4 protein-coding genes are annotated in these 5590 nt (G+C 57.3%); 1 reads left to right on the top strand and 3 read right to left on the bottom strand.

The window, feature by feature from the left end; translation table 11 throughout:
* Positions 1-299: 299 nt before the first annotated feature.
* The 3 genes from nhaB to ACIP66_RS08155 form a co-directional block, all read right to left on the bottom strand.
* Entirely contained in the window at positions 300-1802 is a 1503-nt protein-coding gene (gene nhaB / locus ACIP66_RS08165) for a sodium/proton antiporter NhaB (RefSeq protein ID WP_400646971.1), read from the bottom strand.
* Between the two features lie 188 nt (positions 1803-1990).
* Positions 1991-3280, bottom strand: a complete 1290-nt coding sequence (locus tag ACIP66_RS08160) for a hypothetical protein (RefSeq protein WP_400646969.1) — start codon at positions 3278-3280, stop codon at positions 1991-1993.
* Positions 3281-3563: 283 nt separating this feature from the next.
* Positions 3564-3830, bottom strand: a complete 267-nt coding sequence (locus ACIP66_RS08155; RefSeq protein ID WP_159811366.1) for a hypothetical protein — start codon at positions 3828-3830, stop codon at positions 3564-3566.
* Between the two features lie 345 nt (positions 3831-4175).
* Here ACIP66_RS08155 and ACIP66_RS08150 point away from each other — a divergent pair, with 345 nt between their 5' ends.
* Positions 4176-5501 carry a sigma-54 dependent transcriptional regulator gene (locus tag ACIP66_RS08150; RefSeq protein WP_053119813.1) on the top strand — a complete coding sequence of 442 codons (1326 nt, stop codon included), beginning with the start codon at positions 4176-4178 and terminating at the stop codon, positions 5499-5501.
* Positions 5502-5590 lie beyond the last annotated feature (89 nt).

The raw sequence follows: 5590 nt of genomic DNA, 5'->3' as shown, positions 1-5590 counted from the left end.
CCCGCTGTAAGGTTTTTCCACTCGAAGGGTTTCACCAAGAGGCGCAGGCTTGTTTCTATCGTCGCTGAAGAGAACGAAGCATTCTTTATCGGCGCTTTGGTGGAAGGGGTGGGGCCGATGTCTCCCACAGTCTGTACTGGGCTAACAGTCAGAAGCTGGCTTTTGGTCCCACCCACCCCTTCGAGTCCTACCATACAAGCGGGCTTGCTCGCGAAAGCGGTGTGTCATTCAACGTATTAGTTGTCTGATACGACGCCTTCGCGAGCAAGCTCGCTCCCACAGTTGTTATGCGCTGTTGGTTAGAGCCAGTAGCTCACGGCGTACCAGCCCAGCAGGCCCATCACGCAGGTGTACGGCAGCGCCATCCACACCATCCGCCCGTACGACAAGCGCACCAGCGGGGCAATCGCTGAGGTCAGCAGAAACAGAAATGCTGCCTGACCATTCGGCGTCGCCACGCTCGGCAGGTTGGTGCCGGTGTTGATCGCAATCGCCAAGGTCTCGAAGTGCTCGCGGCTCATGTGTCCGGCGAGGAAGGCCTGTTTCACTTCGGTGATGTAAATGGTCGCGACAAACACGTTGTCACTGATCGCCGACAGCACGCCGTTGGCGATAAACAGCATCCCCGGTTGTTGCTCGACCGGCAGTGCCAGCACCCACTGAATCAGCGGCGCAAACAATTGCTGATCATGAATTACCGCCACCACCGCAAAAAACACCACCAGCAATGCGGTAAACGGCATCGCGTCCTTGAACGCGCTACCGAGACGATGCTCATCTGTAATTCCGGTAAACGCCGTGATCAGCGCGATCACCATCAGTCCAATCAGGCCGACTTCGGCGACGTGAAACGCCAGGCAACCAATCAAAATCAGTGCCGCCGCACCCTGCACCAGCAAAGCGGCGCGTTGACGCGGGGTACGCTCGGCATCGTCTTCGGCGGCGTAATCGGCCAGCACCGCACGCACGTTGTCCGGCAGCAGCGTGCCGTAGCCGAACCAGCGCAGTTTCTCCAGCAATACGCAGGTCACCAGACCGGCCGCCAATACCGGCAACGACACCGGCGCGACCTTGCTGAAAAACTCGCCAAAGTGCCAACCCATCTCATGGCCGATCAACAGGTTTTGCGGCTCACCGACCAGCGTGCAGACACCGCCCAGCGCCGTGCCGACCGCGCCGTGCATCAACAGGCTGCGCAAAAACGCGCGGAATTGTTCGAGATCGTCGTGATGCAGTTTGGGTAGGTGCTGATCGTCGGCAAACTCGCTGTCCTGACGCGGATCGTTGCCCGAGGCAACGCGGTGATACACCGAATAGAAACCGACTGCGGCACTGATGATCACAGCCGTAACGGTCAAAGCATCAAGGAACGCCGACAGGAACGCCGAGAGAAAGCAGAACATCAACGCCAGCGCCGCTTTCGAGCGAACCCCCAGCAACAGCCGCGAGAATAAATAAAGCAACAGATCCTTCATGAAGTAGATGCCGGCCACCATAAACATCAGCAGCAGGATCACCGGGAAGTTGTGCACCAGCTCATCGTAGAGAGCCTGTGGCGTGGTCATCTTCAGCAGCAGGGCTTCGATCAGCAGCAGGCCGCCGGGCATCAGTGGATAGCACTTGAGCGCCATGGCCAGGGTGAAAATGAATTCGATCACCAGCAACCAACCGGCAGCGACCGGGCCTGCGGTGAACAGCACCAGCGCATTGAGGATCAGGAATCCGACGATGGTCGCCTTATACCAACGTGGCGAATGCCCGAGAAAATTTTGCGCGAACGCCTGGGCCATTGAACCGGACATCGGTTGCTCCTTGTCTTAAGAAGCGCGCAAGTTGCCGCATGTGTCGAGCAAGTTCAAGTTGTTAATGACTTGGCCCGGCCTTCCTTTGTAGGAGCTGTCGAGTGAAACGAGGCTGCGATCTTTTGACTTTAAAGATCGCAGCCTCGTTTCACTCGACAGCTCCTACAGGTCGACCGTCCTGCAGCCCGTTATGGGTTGAGGTAGCGCGCGACCATTGACCGGTAGTTGCCATCCAGTGAATAACCGCCGACCAGAATTCCGCCATCGGCTTGCAGGGCCAGTGAGTTGGCGGTGTCGAGGCTGCGTCCCAGCCGTGTGCGCAGCCAGCCGCAGCCATCGCCGAAACTTGGGTCGAGGTTGCCGTCAGCCAAATAGCGCGCGACGATAAAATCCGCTTCAACGCCGCCGATGGTCGCGCCGACTGCGATCATGCGACCGTCTGCCATGCGTTGCGCAGCGCTCCACTGGCAACCGCTCGGGCCGATTTCCAGCAGCTGCGCCAAACCGTCATGGCTGTGCAGATCCGGGCGGCCGTTATGGTGCAGCGACAATGCCACGCAGCGAATCGGATCACGGCTGCTGCCGAAACAATGCAGGTGTTCCACCGATTCAATCACCTGGCTGACCTGCGCGCTTCGCCCCTGAGCCTTGAACGCCATAAAGCCGTCCACCGCAAAACGTTCATCCAGACTGCCGTCGGGCAGATAGCGCGCGAGCAGGCCTTCCTGCGGAAAGTCGATCGAACCGGCCACCACGATCCGCCCGTCCTCCTGCAACAGCAGGCTGCTGAGCCAGGTATTGAGCAATAGGTGACGGATCATGACGAAGCCGCGACCGTTGAACGTGTCGTCGAGACTGCCGTCGGGTTTGAGGCGAATCAGCATGCCGGCGTGGTCGGCCAGTTCGAAATGGTGGTTGGCGATCAGCAGGATGTGCCCGTCATCCTGCACAGCGAAGTCGCAGGCTTCGGCCCCGGGCACGCCTGGCGGTAGCCAGGTATCGCGTGTGCCCATGGACAGATTGCCCGGCAGGCGCACGACTTGCCGGCCATTGTCGCCGAAGGTCGGGTCTGGCTGACCGTGGGCATCGAAGCAGGCAAGGGCGGGAAGGGTTTGATGGGCGCTTTCATAATGCAGGCCGGCGAGCAGGATTCGGCCGTCCGGCAGCGCCAGCACCTTGCTGGCAGCGGCCTCAAAACCGGCGGCGAACTCGCCGATGACGCTGCCCTGATGGCCGAACCCAAGATCGGCAGAACCGTCGGCCAGCAATCGCGCCAGGCCAAACCGGCTGCCATGAGCGGTGCCGATTTTTGCGGCGACCAATACACGACCTTGCTGATCGAGTGCCACGCCTTGCGTCATGCTCGACAGGCTGCCGGCGAAATAAACCTGCGCCACGCCAGTCGCAGCGAATGTCTGATCAAGATGTCCGACTTTATTTATGGGGGTTGCCAGCGCAAAAGCATTCGAGCTGAACATGCACGCATCTCCTTGCGAGTTGACCATAACCCGGGAGCCGGGTGGGTAACTGCATGAGCGGAACATTCAATCCCTGATAACAAAGAAGCACAACGGTAAGAACTAACAGGCGGAGGGTCGCACTGTGCCGAAACAGTGTCTTTTTGAACCAAATGCAAGCCTGCCAAGCAGTTGTGCCTGGTTTCGTTGCTTAGCGATGTAAAAAGTGCGCGGGGTTAAAACAACAGGGCAACTAACCAAGAAGAGGGCGGATGACATTGAAGTCATCCGCAACGCCCTCTGCTCAGTGCGGCATCGACCACGATTGCAGCTCGTAACCTTCTTCGCTCAATTGTGCGCGAGCTTGCTGCAAGAACAATTCAAGTTGTGCCGGATCCGAATAGTCACTGCTGGAAATCTGTTTGCGACCAATGTGATTGTTGGTGCGGTCGATGACGGTCAGGCTGACTTCGCCATTGCCGTCTTGTGGGGCCCAAGCCACGCACTGGAACGGTTTGAACGCGTGGTTGGCAATCAAAAGAGCTTCGTTGATACGGAGCGGGGCGGTCATGGGGTCTTCTCTCTGTCGTGCCCAATCAAGTGATGTGCCGTCGGTTGGGCTTACCGTTCGGCTGGTTACTTGTACTGATGCACGCAACCCGGTGACAGGTCACACCTGAAACAAAGAAATTTCAACTTTCTTTCATATACTCAGTTTGTCGACAGCTATTGAAAGCTGGCTGAAAGATTCAAAGTCGATAGCTGACTAACAACTTCGCTTCTTATAACTGGTTCGCTTGTATCCCTATAAGCAATCGATACAAGGCGCTGTCAAAATCTTGCTAATGTTACAGCCAGGTCTGCCAAATGACTGTTTTTACAATCATTTCTTATAATTTGGCGCCAAGGAACAGTCATGAGCGAAGCGCCTGCATTAAGACGTTTATTGGTCGTCGATCCTTGCGACGATTGTCATCGCCTGTTGCCCGGTTTACGTGCGATAGGTTGGGATGTCGACAGCTGTACTTTGGAAAACGCCGCTGACCGAAGTTGTGATGTTGGTTTGCTGCGCTTGCAGCCGTTTCACCTCGAACGCCCCGAAGCCGTCAAAGAACTGATCAGCCGCAGCGGTACGGAATGGATCGCCGTGCTGAATCAGGAAGTCCTGCGTTTACAGAACGTTGGCGACTTCGTTTGCGAATGGTTTTTCGATTTTCATACCTTGCCGTTCGACGTCTCGCGGGTGCAGGTCACCCTTGGTCGTGCGTTCGGCATGGCGCGTTTGCGCGGGCAGGGCACGATCCATGTGGATCAGCCAGAGCACGAACTGCTCGGTGACAGTCGACCGATTCGTGAACTGCGCAAATTGCTCAGCAAACTGGCGCCGACCGAGTCGCCGGTACTGATCCGTGGCGAAAGCGGCACGGGCAAAGAGCTGGTGGCGCGTACCCTGCATCGACAATCGCAGCGGCACAGCAAACCGTTTGTGGCGATCAACTGCGGGGCGATTCCTGAGCATTTGATTCAGTCAGAATTGTTCGGTCATGAGAAGGGCGCGTTTACCGGCGCTCATCAACGCAAGGTCGGGCGCATCGAAGCGGCCAACGGTGGCACGCTGTTTCTTGATGAAATTGGTGATCTGCCGCTGGAGTTGCAAGCCAATCTGTTGCGGTTTCTCCAGGAGAAGCACATTGAGCGGGTTGGCGGCAGTCAGCCAATTCCCGTGGATGTTCGGGTATTGGCCGCGACCCACGTCGATCTGGAGTCGGCGATCGAGAAAAAGCGTTTCCGTGAGGATTTGTATTACCGGCTGAATGTGCTGCAAGTGGTCACCGCGCCGTTGCGCGAACGCCATGGCGATCTGTCGATGCTGGCCAACCACTTCTCGCATTTCTACAGCCACGAAACCGGCCGGCGGCCGCGAAGTTTCAGTGAAGACGCGCTGATTGCGATGGGCAAACACGACTGGCCGGGCAATGTGCGCGAATTGGCCAACCGCGTTCGTCGTGGTTTGGTGCTGGCCGAAGGGCGACAGATTGAAGCGCGAGATCTGGGTTTGATCAGCCAGCAGTCGATCGCCACGCCGATGGGCACCCTGGAAGACTATAAAACCCGCGCCGAGCGTCAGGCCTTGTGCGATGTATTGAATCGGCACAGCGACAACTTGAGTGTGGCGGCAAAAGTGCTGGGCGTTTCGCGACCTACGTTCTACCGGTTACTGCACAAACATCAAATTCGTTAAATCAAAAGATCGCAGCCTTCTGTAGGAGCCGAGCTTGCTCGCGAAGAGGCCGGTACATTCAACATCAATATTGAATGTGCTGACGCCTT

Origin of the sequence: Pseudomonas sp. NPDC088429, from assembly GCF_044753305.1 — a bacterium.
GTDB classification, from domain to species: Bacteria; Pseudomonadota; Gammaproteobacteria; order Pseudomonadales; family Pseudomonadaceae; genus Aquipseudomonas; species Aquipseudomonas rustica.
This window is presented reverse-complemented; position numbering and strand designations above follow the sequence as displayed.

Excerpts from the sequence above, each read along its gene's own strand:
- ACIP66_RS08155 (WP_159811366.1), bottom strand. The coding sequence starts at position 3,830 with ATGACCGCCCCGCTCCGTATCAACGAAGCTCTTTTGATTGCCAACCAC.
- ACIP66_RS08160 (WP_400646969.1), bottom strand. The coding sequence starts at position 3,280 with ATGTTCAGCTCGAATGCTTTTGCGCTGGCAACCCCCATAAATAAAGTC.
- ACIP66_RS08150 (WP_053119813.1), top strand. The coding sequence starts at position 4,176 with ATGAGCGAAGCGCCTGCATTAAGACGTTTATTGGTCGTCGATCCTTGC.
- nhaB (WP_400646971.1), bottom strand. The coding sequence starts at position 1,802 with ATGTCCGGTTCAATGGCCCAGGCGTTCGCGCAAAATTTTCTCGGGCAT.